Annotated in this window: 18 protein-coding genes and 1 pseudogene; 11 read left to right on the top strand and 8 right to left on the bottom strand. The window is 68.7% G+C overall.

All coding sequences use genetic code 11. The features are described 5' to 3' along the window. Position 1 precedes the first annotated feature (1 nt). Together A5756_RS15210 and A5756_RS15205 are read right to left on the bottom strand one after the other, a co-directional pair. The gene (locus tag A5756_RS15210) at positions 2 to 1,459 is read right to left on the bottom strand and encodes a multicopper oxidase family protein (RefSeq protein ID WP_066953660.1); all 1,458 of its coding nucleotides are present in this window, start codon (positions 1,457 to 1,459) and stop codon (positions 2 to 4) included. Position 1,460: 1 nt separating this feature from the next. Then, positions 1,461 to 2,207: an ArsR family transcriptional regulator gene (locus A5756_RS15205; protein ID WP_231989155.1), complete on the bottom strand. Its 747-nt coding sequence runs from the start codon at positions 2,205 to 2,207 to the stop codon at positions 1,461 to 1,463. Positions 2,208 to 2,260: 53 nt separating this feature from the next. Here A5756_RS15205 and A5756_RS15200 point away from each other — a divergent pair, with 53 nt between their 5' ends. The 9 genes and pseudogenes from A5756_RS15200 (at position 2,261) to A5756_RS15155 (ending at position 10,237) form a co-directional block, all read left to right on the top strand. Then, the gene (locus A5756_RS15200; protein WP_066953656.1) at positions 2,261 to 3,508 is read left to right on the top strand and encodes an APC family permease; all 1,248 of its coding nucleotides are present in this window, start codon (positions 2,261 to 2,263) and stop codon (positions 3,506 to 3,508) included. A gap of 38 nt (positions 3,509 to 3,546) precedes the next feature. Next, positions 3,547 to 3,873, top strand: a complete 327-nt coding sequence (locus A5756_RS15195; RefSeq protein WP_066953654.1) for a helix-turn-helix transcriptional regulator — start codon at positions 3,547 to 3,549, stop codon at positions 3,871 to 3,873. Next, positions 3,870 to 5,367 (top strand): annotated as a pseudogene (gene arsB / locus A5756_RS15190) (ACR3 family arsenite efflux transporter). The gene A5756_RS15195 and the pseudogene arsB overlap by 4 nt, the downstream one beginning before the upstream one ends. A gap of 26 nt (positions 5,368 to 5,393) precedes the next feature. Continuing rightward, positions 5,394 to 5,801: an ArsI/CadI family heavy metal resistance metalloenzyme gene (locus tag A5756_RS15180; RefSeq protein WP_066953645.1), complete on the top strand. Its 408-nt coding sequence runs from the start codon at positions 5,394 to 5,396 to the stop codon at positions 5,799 to 5,801. Between the two features lie 46 nt (positions 5,802 to 5,847). Beyond that, positions 5,848 to 6,345: a flavin reductase family protein gene (locus A5756_RS15175; protein WP_066953643.1), complete on the top strand. Its 498-nt coding sequence runs from the start codon at positions 5,848 to 5,850 to the stop codon at positions 6,343 to 6,345. A 2-nt stretch (positions 6,346 to 6,347) separates the two neighbouring features. Beyond that, on the top strand, positions 6,348 to 7,037 hold the full coding sequence (locus tag A5756_RS15170; RefSeq protein WP_082960040.1) for a pyrimidine reductase family protein: 690 nt from the start codon (positions 6,348 to 6,350) through the stop codon (positions 7,035 to 7,037). A gap of 144 nt (positions 7,038 to 7,181) precedes the next feature. After that, positions 7,182 to 7,523 (top strand): hypothetical protein, encoded by a 342-nt coding sequence (locus A5756_RS15165; protein WP_066953634.1) that lies wholly within the window; start codon positions 7,182 to 7,184, stop codon positions 7,521 to 7,523. A gap of 101 nt (positions 7,524 to 7,624) precedes the next feature. Beyond that, on the top strand, positions 7,625 to 9,406 hold the full coding sequence (locus A5756_RS15160; protein ID WP_066953632.1) for a serine/threonine protein kinase PknE: 1,782 nt from the start codon (positions 7,625 to 7,627) through the stop codon (positions 9,404 to 9,406). Between the two features lie 6 nt (positions 9,407 to 9,412). Beyond that, a complete protein-coding gene (locus tag A5756_RS15155; RefSeq protein ID WP_066953631.1) occupies positions 9,413 to 10,237 on the top strand; it encodes a DUF1707 domain-containing protein in 825 nt (274 codons plus the stop codon). A gap of 31 nt (positions 10,238 to 10,268) precedes the next feature. On the opposite strand, the gene A5756_RS15150 is transcribed toward A5756_RS15155, so the two are convergent. Next, entirely contained in the window at positions 10,269 to 11,174 is a 906-nt protein-coding gene (locus A5756_RS15150; RefSeq protein ID WP_066953628.1) for an alpha/beta fold hydrolase, read from the bottom strand. 19 nt (positions 11,175 to 11,193) lie between these two features. Then, positions 11,194 to 11,907 (bottom strand): TetR/AcrR family transcriptional regulator, encoded by a 714-nt coding sequence (locus A5756_RS15145; RefSeq protein ID WP_066953929.1) that lies wholly within the window; start codon positions 11,905 to 11,907, stop codon positions 11,194 to 11,196. A gap of 365 nt (positions 11,908 to 12,272) precedes the next feature. On the opposite strand from A5756_RS15145, the gene A5756_RS26485 reads away from it, so the two are divergent. Then, entirely contained in the window at positions 12,273 to 13,778 is a 1,506-nt protein-coding gene (locus tag A5756_RS26485) for a serine/threonine-protein kinase (RefSeq protein ID WP_066953626.1), read from the top strand. Here the strand turns inward: A5756_RS26485 and A5756_RS15135 are convergent. From A5756_RS15135 to A5756_RS15125, 3 genes are read right to left on the bottom strand one after another with little or no spacing between them, the layout of a single operon-like run. Continuing rightward, on the bottom strand, positions 13,769 to 15,244 hold the full coding sequence (locus A5756_RS15135) for an MFS transporter (protein WP_066953625.1): 1,476 nt from the start codon (positions 15,242 to 15,244) through the stop codon (positions 13,769 to 13,771). The genes A5756_RS26485 and A5756_RS15135 overlap by 10 nt on opposite strands. 55 nt (positions 15,245 to 15,299) lie before the next feature. Then, a complete protein-coding gene (ngg, locus tag A5756_RS15130; RefSeq protein ID WP_066953624.1) occupies positions 15,300 to 17,093 on the bottom strand; it encodes an N-acetylglutaminylglutamine synthetase in 1,794 nt (597 codons plus the stop codon). Then, positions 17,090 to 18,895: an N-acetylglutaminylglutamine amidotransferase gene (locus A5756_RS15125; RefSeq protein WP_066953623.1), complete on the bottom strand. Its 1,806-nt coding sequence runs from the start codon at positions 18,893 to 18,895 to the stop codon at positions 17,090 to 17,092. Before A5756_RS15125 ends, ngg begins: the two co-directional genes overlap by 4 nt. A 534-nt stretch (positions 18,896 to 19,429) precedes the next feature. Between A5756_RS15125 and A5756_RS15120 the strand changes: the two genes are divergently transcribed. Next, on the top strand, positions 19,430 to 19,708 hold the full coding sequence (locus tag A5756_RS15120) for a DUF732 domain-containing protein (protein WP_231989160.1): 279 nt from the start codon (positions 19,430 to 19,432) through the stop codon (positions 19,706 to 19,708). Between the two features lie 25 nt (positions 19,709 to 19,733). Here A5756_RS15120 and A5756_RS15115 read toward each other — a convergent pair. After that, a partial coding sequence (locus A5756_RS15115; protein ID WP_156659546.1) for a non-ribosomal peptide synthetase occupies positions 19,734 to 22,985 on the bottom strand: 3,252 nt, incomplete at its 5' end.

Raw genomic sequence — 22,985 nt, 5'->3', positions numbered from 1 at the left:
ATCAGGCGCCGTTGAGCAGCAGCATGAGCCCGTAATCCATGTGGATCTGCTGGTGGCAATGCAGCAGCGACAGGCCGGGCTGGTCGGCGACGAAGTCGACGTCCATGCTCTGGTAGCCACCCAGCATCGCGACGTCCTTGCGCACGCCGGCCGTCGGCGTGCCGGCGAAGTGGGTGATTTCGAATGTGTGCCGGTGCAGGTGCATTGGGTGCAAGTCGTCGCTGGCATTGCGGAAGCGCAGCCGGTAGCGCTTGTCGCGCTGCACATTGAGCACGGGTTGGTTGGTGTCCATGGAAAACGGTGTGCCGTTGAACGTCCACACGTTGAACCCGTTGTCAGCGGCGTTGCGCTTCTCGATCAGCAGCTCGATGGTGTGATCGGGTGGCGGGGCCGGCGCCGGGTTGGGCGGCGCGAACAGCCGGTAATCCCACTTGGACGGCGGGGGCGTCGCCCACTGCGGATCCCCGCCGCGCCCGGCATATTCGACGACGACGCCCATGCCGTGGCCGCGGTCATCGTCGGACAGGTCGCCCAGCACCCACACCCCGGGGTTCTCCATGGTGACCACCGCCGAAATGCGTTCGGCCGCACCGAGCCACAGCACGGGCACCGGCGCCGGGTTGGGAACGGGATTGCCGTCCAGCGCAACCACGTTGAAGGTGTGCCCGGGCAACGCCAAGCTGCGGGTCTCGGTGGCGCTGCCGTTGAGGACGTGCAGCAGAACCTTTTCGCCGGTCCGCACGCGGATGGGATCGCCGTGGCCGAGCATCCGGCCGTTGACGGCGAACGCGCCGTAGCCGACCTCGAAGCCGCGGGGTTCGCCACGGGCCAGCGAGGCCGCCATCGACGACTCCCCCCTGGCTTTGAGCTCCGGGTCCTCGTCGCCGGCCAGGAATTCACTGGCCATGTCGCCGCCGCGGCTGAACGCGGGCTCGAATTCCTTCAGCGTCAGGAAGACCTCTTGGTCATAGGCCCCGGGGTTCTGCCTGGGCTCGATGTAGACGGGGCCGACGAGTCCGGTGTACTGACCGCGGGACAGGTCGGATCGCGGCACCACATGGGTGTGGTAGAAGCGGAAGCCCGCCGGGCCGGGGACGAAGGAAATCCGCCGCATGCCGTGCGCGGGGATGTAGGGCGTGCCCTCCTCGGCGGAGCCGTCGACGTCGACGCCGACGTGCTGGCCGTGCCAGTGCAGCTGCTCGGGGGAATCGGTGTCGTTGAAGACGTCCACCGTCGTCCGCTGACCCTCTTTGAAGCGCAGCAGCGGGCCCGGAAACTGGCCGTTGTAGGTCAGGGTCGACACGACGTGACCAGGCGCCAATTCGACTGCCCCCGTGCCGATTCGCAGCGTGTAATCGGCCTTGGCGCCGGGTGGAGCTGGCCGTGCGCACGCGCCCCCGCTAGCGGCGAGCGCGGCCAGGCCGCCCCACTTGAAGAAGTCACGCCTAGCGAGCGACACGTCATCGCCCCCGCGGGTAAGCGTCGAGAACGGGCAGGAGGAAGTCGATGCGCTCGTCCAATTCGCTTGCCACCCTCTCGAATTCGCGGTAGCCGCCGGCCGACGGATCGGGCAGGCTCCAGTGCATCGTCGTCGCCAGGTGGTGGCCGCGCGCGTACTCGCGGACCTTGTCGCACAGCGTGATCACGCAGTCGAAGCGACGCCGCGCCACCGCGGTCAACGGTTGCGGCCGCTGCGCTGCGAGGTCGACCCCGTACCGGTCGCGCATGATGCGAATCGCGTCGCGGTGCAGGTGCGGTTTGGGATGGCTGCCGGCGCTGGCGGCGCGGATGCGGCCCTGGCCCCGTCGCCGAAGCAGCGCCTCGGCCATCGGCGAGCGCGCGCTGTTGCCGGAACACAGGAACAGCACCGAGCGCGCCGCCGGCTTGGCGGCAGGAGTCGGCGCCAGCGCCGGGTGCAGCGCCAGGGCCGACTCGCGGAACGCCCCCGCGCAGCCCGTCAGGTTCAGCCGGTAGTAGGTGTCGCGACCGTCGAAACTGCTGCGCCGTGCGTCGACGAGGCCGGCCGAGCGCAGCAGCCCCAAGTGATACGAGATCAGGTTCTGCGGCTCGTCGACGGCGGCAGCCAGTTCCCGCACCCGGAGGTCGCTGCCCGCCAATTCGGTCAGCAGCGCCCAGCGCACCGGGTGCGACGCCATTCGCATCAGCGACGGAACCGCCGTCTTGCTCGCCGCCATCCCAGCAGACATTACATCAAACTATTTTGATAGGTTGGCCGCTGCGTGCGCGGTGAGGAGACCGATTGGCCGACAAGAACTCCGGCGAGCTTCGCCGAAGCCTGGGTTTGTTCGACGCGGTGACGATCGGGCTCGGCTCGATGATCGGCGCCGGGATCTTCGCTGCGCTCGGCCCGGCCGCGCGCGCCGCGGGCTCGGGCCTGCCGCTGGGCCTGGCGGTGGCCGCGGTGGTGGCCTACTGCAATGCCACCTCGTCCGCGCGCCTGGCCGCCCGCTACCCCGCCTCCGGCGGCACCTATGTTTACGGCCGCGAGCGGCTGGGCGACTTCTGGGGATACCTGGCGGGGTGGGGCTTCGTCGTCGGCAAGACCGCCTCGTGCGCCGCGATGGCCCTGACCATCGGCTCCTACGCGTGGCCCGCGCACGCGCACCCGGTCGCCGTAGCCGCCGTGGTGGCGCTGACCGCGGTGAACTACGCCGGGGTGCGGAAGTCGGCCTGGCTGACCCGCGTCATCGTCGCGCTCGTCCTCGCCGTGCTGGCCGCGGTGGTCGTCGCCGCGTTCACGTCCGCAGCGGGCGACGCGGTACACGTCCGCCCGGCGGGGACCACCGTCGGCGGGGTGATTCAGGCCGCGGGGCTGTTGTTCTTCGCCTTCGCCGGCTACGCGCGCATCGCCACCCTGGGCGAGGAGGTGCGCGACCCGGCGCGCACCATCCCCCGCGCGATACCGCTCGCCCTCGCCATCGCCCTGGCCGTCTACGCGCTGGTGGCCGTGGCCGCGCTCTCGGTGCTCGGGCCGCGGCGCCTCGGTCAGGCGACGGCGCCGCTCGTCGACACGGTGTGGGCCGCCGGGACGGCCTGGCTGGTTCCCGTCGTCCAGGTGGGGGCTGCCGTCGCGGCACTGGGCTCCCTGCTGGCGCTGATCCTGGGCGTCTCGCGGACCACGCTGGCCATGGCCCGTGACCACCACCTGCCGCACGCTCTCGCAAGCGTGCACCCGCGGTTCGGGGTCCCCCACCGCGCCGAACTGCTGATCGGCCTCGTGGTGGCGGTCCTGGCCGCGACCGCCGACCTGCGCGGCGCCATCGGGTTCTCCTCGTTCGCCGTGCTCATCTACTACGCCGTGGCCAACGCCTCCGCGTTCACCCTCGAGCCCGACGAGGGCCGCCCGCACCGCGCGATCCCGGTGCTCGGATTGGTCGGGTGTGTCGTCTTGGCGTTCGCGATGCCGCCCTCGTCGGTGCTGTCGGGCGTGACGGTGCTGGGGTTGGGCGTCGCCGCCTACGCGATTCGGCTCGTCCGCGCGAAGTGAGGGTGGCGCGCTGATTCGATAAGTGCTTATATAGAAGAATGTCGAATCAACAGGTGGCATGCTGCCCGACCCTGGGGACGGCCGCGATGGCCGAGTCCCAGGCCGCCGAGCTGGCGACGATGTTCAAAGCCCTGGGCGACCCCGTGCGCCTGAGGTTGTTGAGCCTGATCGCCAGCCACCCCGGCGGCGAGGCCTGCGTCTGCGAGATTTCGGCGACCTTCGACCTTTCGCAGCCGACGATTTCCCATCACCTCAAGTTGCTGCGCTCGGCCGGGCTGCTGGACTGCGAGCGACGCGGCACCTGGGTGTACTACTGGGTGATTCCCGCCGCGCTGCAGCAACTTTCGTCGGTCTTGAAGCCATGAGCACGCCGACGTCCACCGCAGCCGCGGCAACGGCCCGGCTCCCTGTCATGGACCGGTTCCTGCCGATATGGATCGGTGCGGCGATGGCCGCTGGCGTGTTGCTTGGACGCATCGTTCCCGGGCTCGGAACGGCGCTGAGCGCGGTTGCGGTGCAAGGGGTTTCGCTGCCGATTGCGGTCGGCCTGTTGGTCATGATGTATCCGGTGCTGGCCAAGGTCCGCTACGACCGGCTCGACGAGGTCACCGCCGACCGCAAGCTGATGGTGTCCTCGGTGTTGCTCAATTGGGTGATCGGTCCCGCGGTGATGTTCACGCTGGCCTGGTCGCTGCTGGCGGATCTGCCCGAGTACCGCACCGGCCTGATCATCGTCGGGCTCGCCCGCTGCATCGCGATGGTCATCATCTGGAACGACCTGGCCTGCGGGGACCGCGAGGCAGCGGCCGTGCTGGTCGCACTCAATTCGCTGTTCCAGGTGGTCATGTTCGCCGCCCTGGGCTGGTTCTACCTATCGGTGCTGCCCGGGTGGTTGGGCCTGCCCCAAACCGGCATCCACGTCTCGCCATGGCAGATCGCCAAGGCGGTGCTCATCTTCCTCGGCATCCCGCTGCTCGCCGGGTACCTGTCTCGGCGGCTGGGCGAACGGATCCGGGGCCGCGACTGGTATGAGATGCGGTTTATCCCCCGCATCGGGCCGTGGGCGCTGTACGGGTTGTTGTTCACCATCGTGATTCTGTTTGCGCTGCAGGGCCATGCGATCGCGTCCCGGCCGGGGGACGTGGCCCGCATCGCCATTCCGCTGCTGGCCTACTTCGCGATCATGTGGGCGGGCGGGTACGGCCTCGGCCTGCTGCTGCGGCTCGGCTATGCCCGCACCGCCACGCTGGCATTCACCGCCGCCGGGAACAACTTCGAACTGGCCATCGCGGTGGCCATCGCGACCTACGGCGCCACGTCGGGGCAAGCCCTCGCCGGGGTTGTCGGACCACTGATCGAGGTGCCCGTGCTGGTTGGGCTGGTCTACGTTTCGCTTGCGCTGCGCGCCCGGCTGTTCCCGGCCGAGTCGACCCGAGGGACCCGCGCCGATGTCCGGTAAACCCAGCGTCCTGTTCGTCTGCGTGCACAACGCCGGACGCTCACAGATGGCCGCCGCCCTGCTGAGCACGATGGCCGACGGCCGCATCGAAGTCCGCTCGGCCGGAACGCAACCCGCCGACGAGGTCAACCCCGTTGCGATTGCCGCCATGGCCGAACGAGGCATCGACATCGCCGCCGCCGACCCGAAAATCCTCACCGGCGACGACGTGCGAACCAGCGACGTCGTCATCACCATGGGCTGCGGTGACACCTGCCCGTACTTTCCGGGAGTGTCCTATCGCGACTGGGACGTGCCCGACCCCGCCGGCCAGCCGCTCACCACGGTGCGCGCCATCCGCGACGACATCGCCCACCGCGTCGAGGCGCTGATCGCCGAACTCCTGCCCACCACCCCATAGCCCCGCACCGAAAGAAAGGACACCTCATGTCTCGTGTGCAACTCGCCCTCAACGTCGACGACCTCGGCCAGGCGATCGCCTTCTATTCCAAGCTGTTCGGCACCGAACCGGCCAAGGTCAAACCCGGATACGCGAACTTCGCGATCGCCGAGCCCCCGCTGAAGCTGGTGCTGCTGGAGAATCCCGGCCACGGCGGCAGCCTCAACCACCTCGGCGTGGAGGTCGCCACCAGTGACACCGTGCACGCCGAAATCGCCCGCCTCGCCGAAGGTGGGCTGGTCACCGAGGAGGAGCTCAACACCACCTGCTGCTTCGCCAGCCAGGACAAGGTCTGGGTCACCGGTCCCGGCGGGGAACGCTGGGAGGTCTACACGGTGATCGCGGACTCCGACACCTTCGGAGAAACCACCGACGAGCCCTGCTGCCAGGCCTAGGGGCACCGCCCGATTCCCCCGCGGGCCCAACGGGAACACTGACCGGATGGCCGACCCGGGAGAAGACGCGTTCGAAAAGCTGGTCGCGGTGCTGAACTACCCGATGTACGTCGTCACGACGCGGGCCGACGGCGTCGCGGCGGGCTGCCTGGTCGGGTTCGCCAGCCAGACCAGCATTCACCCACCCCGATTTCTGGTCGGTCTGTCCCGGAAGAACCACACATTCCGGGTCGCCACCGAGGCGACTCACCTGGCGGTGCACGTGTTCGACCACGAGCACCTCGACATCGTCGAGCTGTTCGGCAGCCAAACCGGCGACAAGATCAACAAGTTCGACCGCTGCTCGTGGCACAGCGGTCCGGCGCGGATGCCCATCCTCGACGACGCGGCCGCATGGTTCGTCGGCGAGATTCTCGAGCGTTTCACGCTGGGTGACCACGTAGGGCATCTGCTCGCGCCGGTGGACGGCCGGCCCCCGCGGGAACTGGAAAGCTGGGTGTCATTCAGCGACGTTCAGCATCTGGAACCCGGCCACGAGGCGTAGCAGTGATCCCCCGGGTGGGCACCGTCGCCGGCATCACCGAACTCGCATCGTTCTACGCCGATCCCCCGCCGGGCGTGCGCGCCAACATGATCTTCAGCGCCGACGGCGCGGCCGCCTTCGGCGGTCGAGCCGGTCCGCTGTCGTGTCCCATCGACCAACAGCTGCTGAAAACCCTGCGCGGCTTCGCCGACGTCGTCCTGGTGGGCGCCGGCACCGCGCGCGCCGAGAACTACGGCCCGGTGCGGCTCCTCGACCCGGCCCGGACCGCACCGCCCCCGATCGCGGTGATCAGCCGCAGCGGCCGGCTCCCGTCGAGGCTGTTCGGCGACCCCGACCAGCCACCGATCGTGGTGACGTGCGCGCACGCAGCGGCGGCGCGAGACGAGTTCGGCGACGGTGGGCGGCACGTATTGGTGGCCGGCGAAGAATCCGTCGACGTGGCGCGGGCCGGCGCGCTGCTGCGCGCGCGGGGGCTGCACCGCATCCTGTGCGAGGGCGGCCCGACCGTGCTCGACGAGCTGGTGGAAGCCGACGCCGTCGATGAGATCTGCGTGACTTTGGCGCCCAAACTCGCCGCCAGCCAGCCGGTGGGCCAACGTCTCACCCCGTCGTCGCTGCCCGCACCGGTGACGATGCGCCTCGAACACGCGCTGGCTTGCGACGGTTACCTGTTCTTGAAATATCGCCGCTGATTCCGCTCGACATGCAGCCGACGGGACCGCTTCCTATGATGGAAATGCCCGGTTGCGCACTCGTATCGAATCGCCTGCGCGGCATCATTTTCAATTCCTCGCCGTCCACTTTCTCGAGCCACACAGAGGAGGACTATCGGCCAGGTGAGCAGCTCAAAAGACGACCATGACTACCGCAATCTGGCGGTCAACCGGCTGCGGCCCAGCGAACTTCAATGGGCGCTGAACCACGACGCCGTACACGGGATCGCGTACGCCTTCAAGAATCCCGTCGCCGTCGCCGAATCCATCGACGATCCGGACGACGACAGGATGACCTATCTGGTCCGCGTCAAGCGCGATGACCTGGCCAACGCGTTCGGCAAGATCAACGACTGGATCACCGAAAACCCCGGCCCCGCCGGGATGCAGGCGTTCGGATTCGTCCGCGCCCTGTCCCGCGAAGGGCTGACCGAACGCACCAACGGTGACGACGAACTCCGTTAATCCGCGTTGCCCAATTAGCTGGCTTTCGCTATTCGCCGTGCCCAGTGGCCTGTGAAACCTTAGCCTTATGCCTGCGCACGGTCGGTGACTGAGGAGTCGGGATGGGTGACACGACCGCGGATTCGCGGGAGGGTTCGCAGTTCGGGCCATATCTGCTGCGGCGGCTGATCGGTCGCGGCGGCATGGGCGACGTCTATGAGGCCGAGGACACGGTCCGGGAACGCACCGTCGCGCTGAAGCTGATGTCGCAGACGCTGTCCACCGACCCGGTCTTCCGCTCCCGCATGCAGCGCGAGGCCCGCACCGCGGGCCGGCTGCAGGAACCGCACGTCGTCCCCATTCACGACTTCGGCGAGATCGACGGCCAGCTGTACGTCGACATGCGTCTGATCGACGGCAAGGACCTGGCCACCATGCTGAGCCGGTACGGGCCGCTGTCCCCGCCCCGGGCGGTGGCCATCGTGCGCCAGATCGGCTCGGCGCTCGACGCCGCGCACGCCGCCGGCGTCCTGCATCGCGACGTCAAGCCGGAAAACATCCTGGTGAGCGGCGACGACTTCGCCTACCTCGTGGACTTCGGAATCGCCAGCGCCACCGCCGACGAAAAGCTGACGCAGATCGGCACCACCGTGGGCACCGTCAAATACATGGCCCCGGAGCGCTTCAGCGACTCCGAGGTCACCCATCGGGCCGACATCTACGCCTTGGCCTGCGTGCTGTACGAGTGCCTGACCGGATCCCCGCCGTATACCGGCGACCAGATCAGCGTGATGGGTGCCCACCTGCACCAGGCGATCCCGCGGCCCAGTGCCGCGCGGCCCGGCATCCCGGTCGCCTTCGACGCGGTGATCGCCCGCGGCATGGCCAAGGATCCCGCGGACCGCTACGCCAGTTGCGGTGACCTGTCGGCGGCGGCCTACGCGGCACTGGCCGAACCAGACCAGGACCGGGCCACCGACATCCTGGCGCGCAGCCAGGTGGCGCGGATGCCGGCGGCGTTCGCCGGCCAGCAGCCCGGGGGAATCGCCCAGGCCGCCCCGGCGCACGCCCCTTCGTCCGGTCCGATGTGGTCGGCGCCGCCACCGCCCGGGGGTCCGGTGCCCCAGCCGACAGGCTGGGCCGGTTCCCCCAGTTGGACTCCCAGCATCGCCGGGGCGCCGCCATGGGGCCAGCCGCCGCGGCGCAGCAGAAAGCCTTGGCTGTGGGTGGGCGTCGCCGCCACCGCCCTGGTGGCCACCGTGGGCGTGGCGCTCGCCGTCGTTCGGCCCTGGGAGTCGGCGTCGCCGCCGGAGCCGACCAAGCCGCCGCCAGCACCGGATGCCGTCGCGCTCCGGGTCCTCGATGACGGTGTGTTCGTCGGCAGCTCGGCGGCGTCGATGACCATCGACGTGTTCAACGAACCCATCTGCCCGCCCTGCGGCAGTTTCATCAGGTCGAACGCGGGTGACATCGAGAGCGCGGTGAACAACAAGAAGCTCGCGGTGCGCTACCACCTGCTCGACTTCCTCGACGACAAGTCACACAGCAAGAACTATTCGACCCGGGCGGTGGCGGCGTCGTACTGCGTCGCAGCGCAAAACGACGCCAAGACCTACACCGCCTTCTATTCGGGCTTGTTCGCCAGCAACTTCCAGCCGGCGGAGGACGCCGCGGAGGACCGCACCGACGGCGAACTGGCCCAACTGGCCAAGAACATCGGCGCGGACGCCGACGTGCTGACGTGCATCAAGTCCGGGGACGACGTCGGCACAGGCAAGGCGAAGTCCGCGGCCGGGTACGCGACGCTGTCCGGGCTCAACGCCAATTCGACACCGTTCGTGTGGGACGGCACCGCGTCGGTGAACTATTCCGACCCGACCTGGCTGACGAAGCTCATCGGGTAGCGGGCGATGATCGATGACACCCGGGCGAGCGACAACGACCGAAACCGGACCTGCGAAGCGCTCGACGCGGCCCTCGGCGACGGCCAGCTGTCGACCGAAGAGCACCGCGAGCGGGTAGCCGCCGCAACCAGGGCGACCACGCTGGGCGAGCTGCGGTCGCTGGTGACCGACCTCCAGATCCGCCCGGCCGCCGCACGACCGCCGTCGACGCCGGCCGGAATCAATAGGCGCCGGGCCTGGATTGCCGTGGCCGTCGCGCTGGTGCTGCTCGGCGCCGGCCTCGCCTGGGGACTGCAGCGCGACACCCCTTCGGCCCCAGCGCCATCCGCCGCCCCCACCGCGGCCCCCAGTAGCTCCGCGGCCATGACCACCACCCCGACCCCTCCGCCGCCGCGGCTGCTGACCCTGAGCGGCGTGAGCGGAGTGCTGGCGCAGATGCGGACGCAGTTCGGCGACACCCTGGGCTATCAGCTGAACATCTACCAAACCCAGGTGGTCGTCATGCGTCCGGACACGGCGAACCCCCGGAAGCTGGTGAGCTGGCTGTATCGCGACGGCAACTGGGCCAGCGGCGGCCCCGAGAACGCGGTGTCATCCCGCTTGGTGGTCGGTGACCTCAGCAAGTTCGACGTGCAGGCGGTCGTCGACGTCGTGCAGCAGGCGCCCCAGACCCTACAGATCTACGACGCCAACCGGATCTTCCTGGGGATCGAATCGCGCAAGGACGGTGGCCTGCACCTGCAGATCAACGCCAGCGACGGCGCCCTCAGCGGCACCATCGTGGTGGCCGCGGACGGCACCGTCACCCAGATCTCTCCCCCAACGCGCTGAGCGACCACAGCCCGCCGGTCCGGTCCCGCCGTCAAGTACCGGTGCCGAAGAACGTTCGCAGTGACTCGGCGACGACCGCGGGGCTGCCGCCTTGGTCCTGGGGGGCGCCGTGGTTGAGTCCGGGTAACTCGACGCGGGTCGCGCGCGGCAGCACCGTCTGCAAGGCGTCCAGGGTGCCGGTGAAAAGTGTTGGGGCGCCGGTGCCACACAGCAGCAAGACCTCGGCGGTCACGTTTTTGTAGTCGTCGATGGTGCCCTCGGTGGCCTCGACCATTTCCAATTCCCGTTTCCACGCGACAATCAAGTCACGCAGGGCGGCATCGTCATCCTTGACCCGGCGCGCGTCGGCCCATAACAACACGCGACAGATGTTCGGCTGCGTCATCACCCGGCCCAGCACACGGTACGGCGCTGAAACCGCCTGTGCCCGTGGGTCTGAGCCTTGGGCGTCTCTGGCCAGGCTTGCCATCGCTGCGCCGATGTCGTTGCTGGCCACCAGGCGTTGCCCACGGGTGATTATTCCTCTGAACTCGTCGAGCCCCGGTTGGCCGACGAACAGGACCGGCTCGAAGACGGCGACCTTGCGGATCGCCGGTATCGCCATGGATGCATGTAGGGCGAACAAGCCGCCATCAGCGACTCCGAAGACATACCGGGCGCCGGTGCCGGTGACAATGGCGTCGAGGTCTTCGTCCTCGCTGGCGATGCTGTAGTTGGGACCATAGGGCCCACTCATCCCCCGACCGCGTCGGTCCGGCAGGTAGACGGTGAACCGGTCGGCTAATGCGGCGCCCAGCTTCAAGTAGTGCTGGGAGGCCAGTGCGCCGCCGTGCAGGATCACCAACCCGGGGCCGTCGCCAAGCCGGCGAAAGCCGATCGTCGTGCCGTCTTTGGACGTCACCGCGCCCTTTGAATACTTCGGTTTCGCCGTGCTCAACGAGACCAGTCCTTTCCATTCAACCGCGTCGGTAATTGCGCGGCAGTGCCGCTACCATCGCCTTGACCTGCTCAGGGGTGAGTACGGCGACGCTGCCGTCGGGTAGTCGCAGGACACGGTCGATCGCAAGGCCGTGCAGCCTTGACCTCATCGTCAGAACCTCGATCGCTCGATCTCTGGCCGACTCATCGCAAGCATCGGCTACCTGCACGACGTTGGAGTTGAGCCGGGCGGCGAGGCCCTGCACCATATCGGCAACGCCTTCGGGATCGAATGTGTCGAAGACGCCCTCCTGCACACCGTCGGAAATCAGTTTCGTCAGTAGTGGCCGGACCAAACCCTCTCCGGCAGCGACGATTCGCCCGTACAGATGCGCATTCTCGGGCCGCAGCAACGAAACCATCGCGGCCAGCCGTTCGGGAAGCTCCAACTCCATCTTGACGTCAAAACCCGACTGCAATAGGGCGTTCAACCGATCCAACGCGTTACCACCGCATCGGCCGACCGCGTCTTCGACCGATGCGTACTGATCGCGCGCGCTGCGCTCGGCCAGCGCGGTTATCAGGGCCTCTTTTGACGGAAACCAATGGTAGAAGGCACCTTTGGAAACCCCCGCGTCGGCAATCAGGTCATTCAGGCTGACATTGTCGTAGCCGCGCTGGACAAACATCGCCGATGCTCGCTCCAACAGCTCGGCCCGGCGAATGTCGGGGTGCTTCACTACCCGTGGCATGCGGACCATCCCGCCACCAAGGCAGGAGCCCCGTCGAGGGAGCCCGGCTCCCACAGCCCCCGGCGAGTCCGCACACTCGGCTCCTCGACCATCAGACAGACGTTAACCGACCGATGGTCGGTATACAAGACCACCGGTCGGATGCGTCCCGCTGCACCCCGGCCGAATAACGAAGGGACTTGTGCACGTCAATATCCGAACATGCTGCGCCACCGTGATTTTGGCCAATCGCGGCTGCAGTGGCGCCGCTGCGGCTTCCGATTGACCACCCGCCCGCGCGGACACATCCGCGCGAGCATGTTGTACTTTTCCTGCGGTGCGGCCAATGGGCGCTCACCGCCATGGTCCTTCGATGGGAGTCAGCAGTGACCGGCGCGCAGGACCCGCGGGTAGGGACGATGTTCGGGCCCTACCGGCTCACGCGGCTGCTCGGTCGCGGTGGAATGGGCGAGGTCTACGAAGCCGAACACACCGTCAAACAGTGGACCGTCGCGCTGAAACTGATGTCGCACACCTTCAGCCAGGATCCCGTGTTCCGCAAGCGAATGGAACGCGAGGCCCTCATCACCGGCCGGCTGTTGGAACCCCACGTGGTCCCGATACACGACTACGGCGAAATCGACGGGCAGCTGTATCTCGAGATGCGGCTCATCGAGGGCGTCGACCTGGGCAGCATGCTCGAACGGGCCGGGCCACTGCCGGCACCGCGGGCGGTGGCCATCATCCGGCAGATCGCGTCGGCCCTGGACGCCGCCCATGCGGCCGGGGTGACCCACCGTGACGTCAAACCGCAGAACATCCTGATCACCGGCGACGACTTCGCTTATCTCGTCGACTTCGGGATCGCCAGCGCCAAGACCGACGAAAAGCTCACCCAACTGGGCACCGCGGTCGGCACGTTGAAGTACATGGCGCCCGAACGGTTTTCGAGTGAAGACGTGACGCCGCGCGCCGACGTCTACGCGCTGGCCTGCGTGCTCTACGAATGCCTGACCGCGACCCCGCCATATCGCGCCGACAGCACCGGGATGCTGATCAGCGCCCACATGATGCAGCCCATCCCCAAACCCAGCGAGCAGGGCGCCGGGGTGAGCCCGGCCTTCGACGCCGCGATCGCGGGCGGCATGGCCAAGAACCCGATCGAGCGCTACCCCACCGCCGGCGCCCTGGCCGAGGCCGCGCGGCTGGCGCTCAGCAGCCCCGAGCGCGAACGCGCGGACACGATCCTGCGCCAGAGCGAAATCCTCTCCCCCGCATCGGATTCCGAGCGGCCAGGCACATCGGCTAAGCGCAATCGCTGGCCGATCGTGGCCGCCGCCGCGGTGGTCGTCGTCGCCGTCTGCGCCGTCGGGCTCTGGCTCATCCTGAAACCCGCCGGCCAGCGGCACGCCAAGGCGACCGTCGCGAAGACCCCGCCGCCGTCGAGCGCCGCCCCCAATGACGACCAGGCCCGGCTGATCAGCCTGCTCCCGCCCGGCTACCTGGCCGGCACGTGCACGCCGGCGACCCCGGAGTCGGGCAGCATCTGGGTGCACGCGGTCGCGATGGTCACCTGCGGGCAGAACACCCAGCCCGGCGGTCCCAGCCACGCCACCTACGGGCTGTTCGCGACGCCCGACCCGTTGAAGCGGGCCTTCGAGAACGACATCGCCAACGTCAGCCTGGTGAACTGTCCCGGCGAGGGACGCTCACCGGTCAGCTGGCATTACGACCAGACCCCGAACGACATGGCCGGGCTGATCGCGTGCGGCACCTACAACAACCACCCGAACGTGATCTGGACCAACGACGCGAAACTGATGCTCAGCGACGTGTCCGGGGACCCGGCCACCGTTGAAGACCTGCACACCTGGTGGGACGCCTACGGTTGATCCCGCCGATCGGCGTCGGCGTCGGCGACGGTCAGAGGCAAGGCCAGCTCTTCGAGCGGGCGGCGTTCTGCCGCGATCCCGAGCCGCAATTCGACCAGCCCCGCGATCGCCATGACGGCGGCGCCGGTCAAGAACGACCAGACCACCTGACCGCGTTCCCCGGAACTGATCAGCTGCCCGAACAGCAACGGGCCGGTGATGCCGCCGATCGCGGTCCCCACCGCGTAGAAGAACGCAATCGCCAGCGCCCTGGTCTCCATCGGGAAGATCTCGCTGACCGTCAGATAGGCGGCGCTCGCGCCCGCGGAGGCGAGGAAGAACGCGACCGCGAGGACGCCGATGAACGCCCAGACCCCGCCGGTCTGGGTCACGAACAGGACCGCCAGGGCGGCGGCGACGACCGCGGACCCGATGTAGGTGGCCGTGATCATCGGCTTGCGCCCGATGGTGTCGAAGAGGTGGCCGAGCGCGAGCGGCCCGACGAAATTGCTGAGCGCCCAGAGGATGAAGAACAGCGGCACCTTCCCGGACGGCACTCCATAGAACCCGCTCAAGAGCGTGCCCAGATTGAACGTCACCCCGTTGTAGAGGAACGCCTGCCCGGTGAACAGCGCCAGCCCCAGGATGGCGCGTTGCGGATAGAGCTTGAACGCCACCCGGGCGATTTCGCCGAACGAAATCGTCTCGCGCTGGCGGATTTTGAGCTCACGCCCGTGCGGCTCGGGCAGCGGCTCGCCGGTTTCCTGCCGCACCGCTTCCTCGATCTCGCCGACGATCCGCTCGGCCTCCTGGTCGCGGCCATGAATGAACAACCACCGCGGACTCTCCGGGACGTTGCGCCGGACGAGAAGGACGAAGATGCCGAAGATGGCGCCGATGCCGAAGGCGAGCCGCCAGCCGATGTTGGGCGCGAAGTTCGAGGTGTCGAGCAGGACGAGCGCACCGGCGGCCCCCGCGGCCGAGCCGAGCCAGTACGTGCCGTTGATGATCAGGTCGACGCGCCCGCGCAGGCGTGCGGGGATCAATTCGTCGATGGCCGAATTGATCGCGGCGTACTCGCCGCCGATGCCGGCGCCGGTGAAGAAGCGCGCGGCGAAGAAATACCAAGGGGCGAAAGCGAATGCGGTCGCGACTGTGGCCACCAGATAGACCGCCAGGGTCAGCATGAACAGATTGCGGCGCCCGAAGCGGTCCGTCAGGTGACCGAAGAACAGCGCGCCCAGGCAGGCACCGGCGATGTAGAACGCGGCGGCCAGGCCGATCTGCGCCGCGTTCAGGTCGATGCCGCTGCCCTTTTCGGTGAGGCGAGCGGACACGTTGCCCACCATCGTGACCTCGAGCCCGTCGAGGATCCACACCCCGCCGAGCCCGATGACGACGCGCCAGTGGAATCGGGACCACGGCAGCCTGTCCAGCCGCGCCGGCACGCGGGTCGTGATGGTTCCGGTTTGCACGCTTTCGCTCATCTGGCTCCTATCTGAGGTGATTGGAGAATTACCCAAGCGAGGCGCACAGCAAGCCTCAGCCGCGTTCGGCGCGCGACTCCTCTGGAGTCCAGGCTTGCGGCTGGCCCGGGTGGCCGGGGAACAGGAAGTCGATGAACGCCGCGGCCGTGGGCTGTGGTTCGTGGTTGGCCAGCCCTGGTCGTTCGTTGGCCTCGATGAAGGCGTACTCGGCGCCGGTGACGTCGGGCACCAGCAGGTCGATGCCCGTCACCGGGATGCCGATCGCCTCGGCCGCCGTCACCGCGACCCGGCACAGTTCCGCGTTCACCACCGCGGTGACGTCGTGGATCGTCCCGCCCTGGTGCAGGTTGGCGGTGCGCCGGACGCGAAGGCGGGTGCCCTGGGGCAGCACGTCGTCCAGCGTCCAGCCCGCCTCGGCGACCGTCGCCTCGGTGAGGTCGTCGAGCGGGATGCGGGACTCGCCACCGGTGGCCGCGGAGCGCCGCCGGCTTTCGGCGGCGATCAGGTCGCGAATGGTGTGCTCGCCGGTGCCGATGATCTCGGGCGGCATCCGCAGCGCGGCGGCCACCACCCGGCCGTCGATCACCACCAGCCGAAGGTCATCGCCCTGCACGCGCTGCTCGATCAGCACGTCGGGGTATTGCTGACGGGCGCGGGCCAGGGCGGCGGCCAGCTCCTCGGGGCCGTTGTCGGCGGTCACGCCGACCGTGATGCCCTTCCCCTGTTCGCCGCGGGTGGGTTTGACGACGACCTCCCCGACCTCGGTGAGGAAGTTGTAGTCGCCTTCGTCGAAGGTGGCCAGCCGGGCGCGGGGCACGGTGATGCCCGCCTCGGAGACGAGCCGGCGCGTCAGCCGTTTGTCGTCGCAGCGGCACATGGCGACCGCCGAGGTGTATTCGGACAGCGACTCCCGGGTGACCACGCTGCGGCCGCCGTGGGTGAGGCGCATCTCGCCGGTCTCGGCGTCGAGCACCTCCACCCAGATGCCGCGGCGCAGCGCCTCGTCGGCGATGATCCGGGCGTAGGGGTTGAGGTCGTCGACCGTCTCTGGCGGCGGGCTGAAAAGTGGCTCGTTGATGGCGTTCTTGCGCTTGATCGCCAGCACGGGCACGCGGCGGAAGCCCAGCTTCTCGTACAGGCCGATGGCGGCGGCGTTGTCGTGCGCGACCGACAGGTCCATGTAGGCGCGGCCCGCGTTGCGGAAGCGCTCCGCGAGCGCCCGCGTGAGGGCGGCGCCGATCCCGGGGAGCCCGGCGGCCGGGTCGACGGCCAGCGTCCACAGGCTCGACCCCTGTTCGGGGTCGGAGAACAGCAGCTCGTGATCGACGCCGGTCACGGTGCCCACCACCGCGCCGTCTTCGTCGCGCACCGCCAGCAGGTAGGTCACCGCAGGCACATTCAGGTGGTTGCTCCAGATGACGTCGACCCCGGCCGGGACCATTCCGCAGCGCACGTAGACGCGGTTCATGGCGTCGGCGTCGACCGGATCGTTCAGCGTGCGCACGGTGACGCCCAGCGGCGCGGGCGACAGGTCTTCGGGCTTGGCATCGGTGAAGCGCAGCCGATAGGTGTGGCTGGGATCGATGAAGAGTTCGGTCGGCGCTTCGGCGACCACCACGTGGGATTCGCGTGCGTAGATGCAGATGTCGCGGCGGCCGGGTCCCTCCCGGCGCAGCGCCTCGACGAGCTGGTGGGAGTCGGCGAAGGTCTGGCCGAATATCAGCCGGCCCCAGCCCAATTCGAGCTCGACATCCTTGGCCATCGCCTCCACCAGCTCCGGCGGCGAGGCGTCGTGGAGGCCCATCGTGATCGCCTCGGTGTGGTCGCCGGGGGGATCGGTCACGGTCATGCCACCGGGCCCGTGATGCCGTGCCGCTGCAGCCAGAGCTCGAGCAGGGCGAGCTGCCAGAGTTCGTTGCCGCGCAACGGCGTCAGCTTGCCGTTGGGGTCGGCCAGCAGGGCGTCGACCGCCTCCGTGCGAAACAGGCCGCGCTCCTTGGCAACTGGCGCATAGAGTGCATCGCGCACCATGTCGAGGTAGGGCCCTTCGAGGTGGGTCAGCGCGGGGACCGGGAAGTATCCCTTGGGGCGGTCGATGACGTCCGACGGAATCACCCGTCGCGCAGCCTGTTTGAGCACGCCCTTGCCTTCGTGGGCGATCTTCAGTTCCGGGGGGCAGGTCGCCGCCAGCTCGACGAGCTCGTGGTCGAGGAAAGGCACCCGGCCCTCCAGGCCCCACGCCATGGTCATGTTGTCGACCCGTTTCACCGGGTCGTCCACCAGCATCACGGTGGTGTCGAGCCGCAGCGCGCGATCGACGCCTGTCTCGGCGCCGGCGCGCGCGAAGTGCTCGGTGACGAAGCGCTCACTCGGGTCACCCGGGGCCATGATGCCCGGCCCGAGCAGGCCTGCCAGTTCCGCCGAATCGCGGTCGAAGAAGGCGCCGCGGTACTCGGCGACCGCGCCCTCCAATGAGGCGGCGGCCGGCGAGCCCATCGGCGGGTACCAGTGATAGCCGGCGAACACCTCGTCGGCGCCCTGGCCCGACTGCACGACCTTCACGTGGCGCGCCACTTCCTGGCTGAGCAAGTAGAAGGCCACACAGTCGTGGCTGACCATCGGCTCGCTCATCGCGCCGATCGCCCCGTCGAGCGCGGGCAGCATCCGGTCGGTTTCGATGCGGATCTGATGGTGGTCGGTTTCGAAGCGGCGGGCGATGATGTCTGACCACCGGAACTCGTCGCCCGCCACGCCACCGGCCGACTCGAAGCCGATGGAGAAGGTCATCAGGCCGTGCTGGCCCGCCTCCGCGAGCAGGCCGACGATCAGGCTCGAGTCGACACCTCCGGACAACAGGCAGCCGACCGGCACGTCGGCGACCAGCCGGCGTTTGACCGCGACGCGAAGCGCGTCCAGCACCACGTCTTCCCAGTCGGTTTCCGACCAGCCGGCGCGGTCGTCGTGCCGGGTGAAGTCGGGGGTCCAGTACGTGGTGATGGTGCGCCGGCCGTCGGGCTCGATGGCGACAAGCGAAGCGGGCGGCACCTTGCGGACGCCCCGCAGGATGGTCAGGGGCGCGGGGACCACCGAGTGAAACGTCATGTAGTGGTGCAACGCGATCGGGTCGATGCGGGTGTCCACCCCGCCGCCGGCCAGCAACGCGGGCAGGGCCGAGGCGAACCGGACGCGGTGGCTGTCCTCGGTCAGGTAGAGCGGTTTGATCCCCAGCCGGTCGCGACCGAGCAGCACCCGGCCGCTGTCGCGTTCGACGATCGCGAAGGCGAACATGCCGTGCAGGTGGCTGACGAAGTCATCGCCCCAGTGGTGGTAGCCCTTGATCAGGACTTCGGTGTCACTGTGCGAGAAGAACCGGTAGCCGTGTCCGGTGAGTTCGTGGCGCAGCTCTTTGTAGTTGTAGATGCAGCCGTTGAAGGCGATGGCCAGACCCAGTTCCGGGTCCACCATCGGCTGGGCGCCGGCCTCGCTCAGGTCGATGATCTTGAGGCGACGATGACCGAGCGCGACACGGCCCTGTGACCAGGCGCCGGAAGCGTCGGGACCCCGTCGCGCCATCACGGCGGCCATTGCTGACACCGCTGCTACATCGGGGACCTGCCCGTCGAGCCGTACCTCCCCGGTGACTCCGCACACTCCTTGAACCATACCGAAGGGGGTTCCGGCGCACCCGTACGGCCACTGTGAAATGGGTCGGCGCGCAGCTCGCACCGGCTTCCGGGGGCCGACGGCGGCAAATCGGGCGCGGATTATCGGTGGGAGGGCCGGAGTTTGCCCGCGCCGGCCGCCGCGACGGTTAAATCTTGGTTTCGCTCCGCTCTCGCCGGTGGCCGCCCCGCGCGAGGTGCGCCTCGCCGCTGCGCCGGCGCGCGGATCGTGCGCGCCGGGGGTGGCGAATGGAAATGCCCGCCGCACAGGGATTTTGATACCCGCGTGGCGCTGTGCCGCGCGGCGTGCTGGGGCACGAGCCGCCAATCGCCCGGGAAAACGGGGCCGATCTCTGTGAGGTGGCGCGGTTGAAGCCGCCGGGAAAAATGCGTCGATTCTGGCTAATGTTCAGCCACCGTTAAGGCGTAGAGCCCAGATGCCACATCGAGGAACATCGTGACCCGAACAATTGCGCGCCTTGGGAACTGGTCGGCAATAGTCGCGCTCGCGGGCGGCGCCGCGGTGTTTTTCGCGACGCCGGCGTCGGCCGATCAAAAAGACGATTCGTTCATCTCGGAGATTCAGCGCAACGGGATTGTCTTTACCGACCGCGGAGCGGCAATCGCCGCGGGACATAACATGTGCGCCGGACTCGATTCGGGGAAGACGCCAACCTCGTTGGTGCTGAACGTGGTACGGGCCACCGATCTGTCGGCGCACGAGGCCGGCTATCTTCTCGGCGCCTCAGTCGCGTCCTATTGCCCCCAACACAGAGGCGCTATCGGCACCCCGGTCTCCTGAGGGTCTCCTGAGGGTCTCCTGACCATTATCCGGCGCGCTCGCCGGGCAGCTTGTCGTCCCGCGACGCCACCGCTTGCTGACCACCCTGGGCCAGTTCGAGCCGGCGCTCCGCGAGGACCAGCAGATGCCTGAGTCGCTGTCCGTACAGCCCCACCGAATCGTGGGTCAGCATGTCGTCGTGCGCGCAGTCGATGGAGTACGTGAGAATCTCCCCGGAGACAAGCGGCCGCCACGACTGGGACAGGAACCCATCGCGGTCTGCCCCGTCCCCCGCGGCGGAGAAGATGGTGATGTCGCCCTGGAAAACGCCGGGCCGGTGAGTTCGGAACCGGTCGATGTTCTGGCGAAGATTTTCGGAGAGCAGGTCGACAAGCCGCCTGGATCGCGAGGCTTCCGGCAGCTGTAGTTCGCCCACCGCGTCCTCGGGCGGGGCGCCACCGCCGTTCATGGTGGGTTGGGCGTCGAGCAGGATCAGGCGGCCGATCACGCCTCCGCGCCGCTGCAGCTCCACCGCGAGTTCGTGCGCGATCACCCCGCCGAACGACCAGCCCAGCAGGTTGTAGGGCCCGGAGGGATGGATCTCCTGCAGCCTGTCGGCATAGTTCTCCGCCATCTCGCGGATCGATCGCGGTTCGGTCTCCCCGCCCTGCCGGGTCTGCTGGACACCGATGATCGGGCAGTCCAGGTAGCTGCCGAGCACCTGATACGGCCAGCTCACGCCGCCCGCAGGGTGAATGCAGAACAACGGAGTGCCGGCGCCCTGCTTCAGGGTCTGAATGGGTACGACGTCCTGGGTGGCGGTCGTGTCCGTGCCCAGGCGCTGGCTCAGGGTCGCGACGGTGGGCGCGTCGAACAGGGTGCGTACGGCAAGGTCGACAACCAGGTTGGTGTTGATCGTCGCGATCAAGCGCATCGCGGAAATGCTGTCGCCGCCCAGGTCGAAGAAGGAGTCGTCGACACCGACCCGCTCGACCCCGAGCACCTGAGCGAAGATGCCGGCAAGGATCTCCTCGGTTGCGTTCGACGGGGCCCGATATCCACCGCCGGCGTACTCGGGCGCCGGCAGGGCGCGGGTGTCCAACTTGCCGTTGGGCGTCAGCGGTAACGCGTCGAGTCCCACCACGGCCGTGGGAACCATGTAGCCCGGCAGTCGCCCGGCCAGCGCGGTGCGCGCCTCGGCGGGATCGACCGTTCCGGTGACGTAGCCGACCAGGCGTTTGTCCCCGGGGCGGTCCGCACGGGCGATCACCACGGCCTGCTGCACGCCGTCCAACCGGGCGAGCGCCGCCTGGACCTCGCCCAGTTCGATGCGGTAGCCGCGGATCTTGACCTGCTCGTCGGCGCGAGCCACATACACCAGCTGCCCGTCGGCACCCCAGAGCACCAGGTCACCGGTGCGGTACATGCGAGCCCCGGGTTCGCCGAACGGGCAGGCCACAAACCGCGAACCGGTCAATCCGGCGCGCTTGAGATATCCCGCGGCCACCCCGGTACCGGCCACGTACAACTCGCCCACTACGCCGGGGGCCACCGGCCGCAGCCAGCCGTCCAGCACGAACAACCCGGCGCCGGGCACCGGCGAGCCGATCGGCGGCGTTCCCGAGCCCGCCGCGAGCGGAGCGCTGATCGCCACGCACATCGTCGTCTCGGTCGGGCCGTAGGCGTTGACCATCACCCGCCCCGGCGCCCAGCGATCGACCACCTCGGGTGGGCAGGCCTCACCGGCCATCACCAGCGCCACCGAATCCAGGCCGGCCGGGTCCAGCGCCGCGACCGCCGACGGCGTCTGGGTCAGCACGCTGACCTTCTGGTCGACCAGTAAGGCGCGGAAGTCCTCCGGTGAGCGCACCACCGACTCGGGCACCACCACCACGCGTCCGCCGCGCAGCAGCGGGGCGAAGATCTCCCACACCGACACGTCGAAGGCGTACGAGTGGCACTGCGTCCACACGCCCGGGGCCGGCAGGCCGGCGTCGAGCGAGCCGATGAGTTGCGTCACGTTACGGTGCGTGACCGCAACACCTTTCGGAACCCCGGTGGTCCCCGAGGTGTAGATGATGTAGGCGATGCCGTCCGCCGCGGGTGCGGGCGGCGCGGTGCGCGGATAGCCGTCGATCTCCGGGTCCTCGATGTCGATGACCCGCACGCCGCTGCCGTCCAGCCGCGACAGCAGTCCCGCGGTGGTGACCGCGGCGATCGGCGCGGCATCCTGGAGCATGAATCTGATCCGCGCGGCCGGGGCGGCCGGGTCGACCGGCAGGTACGCCGCCCCCGTCTTGAGCACCGCCAGGCTGGCCACGATCGCCTGCGCCGAACGCGAAAACAGCAGCGCCACAGACTGTCCCGGGCCGGCGCCCTCGGCGATCAACAGGTGCGCCAACCGGTTCGCCGCCTCGTCCAGCTCCCGGTACGTCATGGACAGCCGGCCCCAGCCGATCGCCACGGCGTCCGGCTGGTGGGCGACCTGTGCGGCGAACAGCTCCACGATCGAGACGGGCGGGGGTGTCGGCCGGGTCAGCGCTGCCCGGTTGCCGATTTCATCCAGGCGGGCATGCTCTGGCCCGTCCAGCAGGTCGACCGAGGAGAGCCGCCGGGCCGGGTCGGTGGTCATCGCCACCAGCACCCGCTGCAGTCGCGCGGTGAGCGCCTCGATGGTGCGCGCGTCGAAGACGCCGGCGTCGTATTCCACTCTGAGGCCGAGTTGTTCGCCGGATAGGGCGGCCTGCATCGTCAGGGGGTAGTGGTTGCGCTCGAAGACGTTGAAGTCGGTGATGGACAGCTCGTGGTTGACCGCCATCGCGGATGTTTCCAGCGGATAGTTCTCGTAGGCGAAGAGCGTGTCGAACAGCTTCTCGTGACCGGTCATCCGGTGGATTTCGCTGAGCGACAGGTGCTCGTGCTCGAGGGTGTCGTTGTGGGCGGTTTGCAGCTGGTCCAGTAGCTCCGTGGTGGTGGTCGCCGGGGTGATGTTGGCGCGCACCGGGATCGTGTTGATCATCAGGCCAACCATCGACTCGGCGCCGGCGACCTCGGCGGACCGGCCCGACACCGTGGTGCCGAACGCGACGTCGTGGTTGCCGGTGAGCCACGTCAGCAGCTGCGCCCACGCGGCCTGCAGCACGGTGCTGACCGTGGTCTGGTGGGAGCGGGCCAGCTCGCCGAGCGCCCGGGTGGTTTCGGCCGGCACCGTGAACGTCGTGAGGCCGCGGGCACCCAGCTCCAACTTGTGTGGCGGCGCGACCAGCGTCGGGGTGTCGAAGCCGACGAGCACCCGGCC

The sequence above is a fragment of the Mycobacterium sp. 852002-53434_SCH5985345 genome (assembly GCF_001667155.1).
GTDB lineage: Bacteria > Actinomycetota > Actinomycetes > Mycobacteriales > Mycobacteriaceae > Mycobacterium.
Note: the sequence above shows the minus strand (reverse complement) of the source record. Positions and strands in the feature narration are given on the sequence as shown.